Below are 3,210 nucleotides of genomic sequence, written 5' to 3'. Positions count from 1 at the left end.
CGCCGGGCGGGTCCTGCTGGTGGGCGACGCGGCGGGGTACGTCGACGCGCTCACCGGCGAGGGTGTCGCCCTCGCCCTCGCGTCGGCCGAGGCGGCGGTGCGCTGCCTGCGCGAGGGACGGCCACAGGACTACGACCGCCGCTGGCTCGCCCTGTCCCGACGCCACCGGCTGCTGACGGAGGGTCTGCTGCGCTTCAGCGGCCACGCGGCCGGCGCCCGCCTGATCGTGCCCGCCGCTGCCCGGCTGCCCGCGGTCTTCACCGGGGTCGTACGGGCGCTCCAGTGAGCGCGGAGCGAGCGGCGAGGGCGACGAGGACAGCGGGTTACGGTGACACCGTCGTCCCGTCCGACGCGCCCGCCGGGGCCATCGCCGTCGCCGAGTGCGGCAGTACGTCGGCGATGTAGTCCGCGATCGTCGTGTCGAGACCGACGTCGTGGCCGGCCCGCTCCGACAGGTACCAGCGGTGCTCCAGGACCTCGTGGTAGATCTGCGCCGCGTCCATCTCCCCGCGCAGCGCGAGCGGCACGGCCCGTACGGTCGGCCTGAAGACATCGCGGACCCAGCGGTGCGCCAGCACCTCGGGGCGCGCTCCCAGCGGGTCGCCGGGGGCGTAGTCGTCCTCGCCCGCCATCCAGCTCTCCAGGTCGTTGAGCAGCCGCCGCGCCTGGTTCTCCTCAGCGTCGAGCCCCGTCAGCCGCAGCAACTGCCGCTGGTGGTGGCCGGCGTCGACCACCTTCGGCAGGAACGTCACCGTGTCGCCCTCGGGCGAGCTCTCGATCTGCATCTCGGCGACGTCGAAGCCCAGGTCGTTGAGCCGGCGTATCCGGCGGTCGATGAGGTGGCGCTTGTCCACCGGGTAGACCGACTCGCGCGTCACCTCGTGCCACAGGTCCTCGTACCGTCGCACGATCGCCGCCCCGAACGGCACCGGATCGATCGACGGGTGCAGTGCGCCGGAGGCCTCCAGGTCCATCAGCTCGCCGGAGATGTTCATCCGCGCCAGCTCGATGTCGTAGTCGCGCTGGCCCTGGCTCAGGTTCCGCTGGATCTCGCCCGTCTCGGCGTCCACCAGGTACGCGGCGTAGGCGCCCGCGTCCCGCCGGAACAGCGCGTTCGACAGGGAGCAGTCACCCCACGCGAAACCGGCGAGGTGCAGACGTACGAGCAGCACCGCCAGCGCGTCCATCAGCCGCTTGACGGTGCTGGGCCGCATCGTCGACTCGAACATCGAGCGGTAGGGCAGCGACCCCTTGAGGTGGCGGGTGATGAGCGCCGACTCCAGGGCCTCGCCGTCGGGGCCCGTCCGGCCCGTCACCACGGCCACCGGGTCGACGGCGGGTATGCCGAGCCGGTGCAGATCGCGCAGCAGCCCGAACTCGCGTACCGCGACCCGGTCGTTGACCTCTTTGACCGCCACCACCTCGGGACCCGCCGAGGCGAAACGCACCACATGGCGCGAGATACCGCGCGGGAGCGCCACCAGACACTCCTCGGGCCACTCGTCGAGCGGAACGGTCCAGGGCAGGTCCAGCAGCAGGGCCGGCTGCTCCGGATTGGTCGCGCTGATCTGTAGCGCCATCGTGGCTCCCAAGGCGGTCGTCGGGCGGTCGTGGGCGGTGTCCGGACCCGGAGCCGCCCGCACCAGTGTGCCCGGTGGCGCGTCGGCCGCGGTGGGCCGGCCGCCCGCGACCGGCAGGTCAGCGGCGCAGCAGCAGCTCCGTGTTGCGGTCGCCGTGCTTGCCCGCGGGCTTGCTGGTGGAGCCCGGCGCGTTGAACGACAGCTCCCGGTAGAGGGCGGCAAGACCGGTCTGGGAGAGGTCGGCGAAGTCGGTCCTGTGCGGCGCGGCCGACTCGATCAGGGTGGTGAAGAGGGAGAGCGTGCCGTCGCCGTTGTCGGTGATCTCGATGACGCGGGCGAGCTGCGGGAAGTCGATGTGCGAGGCGGTGGAGATCTCCCAGAAGGTGCCGTGCGGCAGGATCGCGTTCCGGTGGCTGTGCCCGTTCACCCACGCCAGCACATTGCGGTGGCGCCCCAGCAGCTCGACGACCTCCTCGCCCTTGTGCCGGGCCTCGCCCGTCGCCGGGTCGGGGTGCGTGTTGGTCATCGTCCAACTGTTGTGGTGGCTGAAGACGACGACGTGGTCGTCCTGGTGCTCCTTGAGCGTGCGCTCCAGCCAGTTGAGCTGCGCGGTGCCGAGCGAACCGGTGAAGTGGCCCCCGCGGTCGGTGGTGTCGAGGCTGATGCCCAGCACGTTCGGCGCCATCGGGAAGGTGTAGTAGAGGGTGTCGCTGTCGAGGTTGGCCGCCGTGTAGCCGTGCCCGACCGGACCCGCCCCCGTACGCGCCGGGTCGAGGTGCGCCGTCAGGTACTCGCGTGGGCCGAACGGCGCCCTGGCCGGGTCCGGTGTGACGGCCCGCATCCGGCTCTTCTCGTGCCGCAGCAGGTCCACCAGCTCGCCGCCGCCCGGCTTGCTGCCCTTGGCGAGGATGTCGGCCAGCGTTCTGGCCTCCGAGTCGGGGATGGCGTACAGCTTGCGGTCGCCGACGGCGAAGTCGGCGAGGAAGCCGGACCGGTCGGCGATGGCCCCGCTGGCCAGCGTGTCGTGGTTGCCGATGGTGGAGTACCACGGGATCCGCAGACCGGGGCTGTTCACCGAGCGGATCGCCGCGGCGAGGAAGCCGTCGATACGCGGGTAGCCGAGGTTCTTGTCGGTGTCGCCGCGCGCGTCCTCCGGGTGCCAGTACAGCCGCTCGCCGGAGTTCTGCGGCCCTTCGTAGTTCCGGCTGTCGCCGGTGTTGGGGGTGATCCGGCCGCCGCTCATCACCCCGAGGAACCAGTCGAGTTCGGCCCGGGAGTTGTTGTCCGTGTTGTCGCCCGTCGTCACGGCGAAGGCGAGCGGCGCGCCGGTGACGGGGGCCGCCCGCAGCGCGTTGATCTGCTCGATCAGGGACACCGCCCCCGGCACGGTGAGCGCCTCCTGGGGCCGCCACGACGACAGGCCCTGCGAGCGCATGTACTCGGTGCGCACCGGGTGCTGGACGTCCACCAGGTGCAGATCGGTGAGCTGTACGAAGGAGCTGAGCACCGTACGCCGCTGAGCGCGGCGGCTGCCCGCAGGGGCGAGCTGCTCCCGTACGACCCGGTCCCAGCCGGGGCCGTCGCCGAGCCTCCGGTACCCCGCGGCGCCGCCGCGCGGGGTGGCGAGGGA

The 3,210-nt window shown here is 72.2% G+C and carries 2 protein-coding genes and 1 pseudogene; 1 reads left to right on the top strand and 2 read right to left on the bottom strand.

Going from position 1 to position 3,210, the window contains the following annotated elements:
• Nucleotides 1-286 (top strand): annotated as a pseudogene (locus tag QR77_RS48100) (monooxygenase); the annotation flags it as partial.
• A 37-nt stretch (nt 287-323) separates the two neighbouring features.
• On the opposite strand, the gene QR77_RS02040 reads toward QR77_RS48100, so the two are convergent.
• Nucleotides 324-1,580, bottom strand: coding sequence for a DUF4032 domain-containing protein (locus QR77_RS02040; protein WP_040019379.1), 1,257 nt, complete (start codon nt 1,578-1,580; stop codon nt 324-326).
• 118 nt (nt 1,581-1,698) lie between these two features.
• Nucleotides 1,699-3,210: TIGR03767 family metallophosphoesterase (locus tag QR77_RS02035; protein ID WP_040019378.1), on the bottom strand; the 1,512-nt coding region annotated here is incomplete at its 5' end.

Source organism: Streptomyces sp. 150FB, assembly GCF_000818195.1.
Lineage (GTDB): Bacteria > Actinomycetota > Actinomycetes > Streptomycetales > Streptomycetaceae > Streptomyces.
This window is presented reverse-complemented; position numbering and strand designations above follow the sequence as displayed.

What these genes read in the sequence shown, in the direction of transcription:
- QR77_RS02040 (WP_040019379.1), bottom strand. Translation starts at nt 1,580, where the DNA reads ATGGCGCTACAGATCAGCGCGACCAATCCGGAGCAGCCGGCCCTGCTG.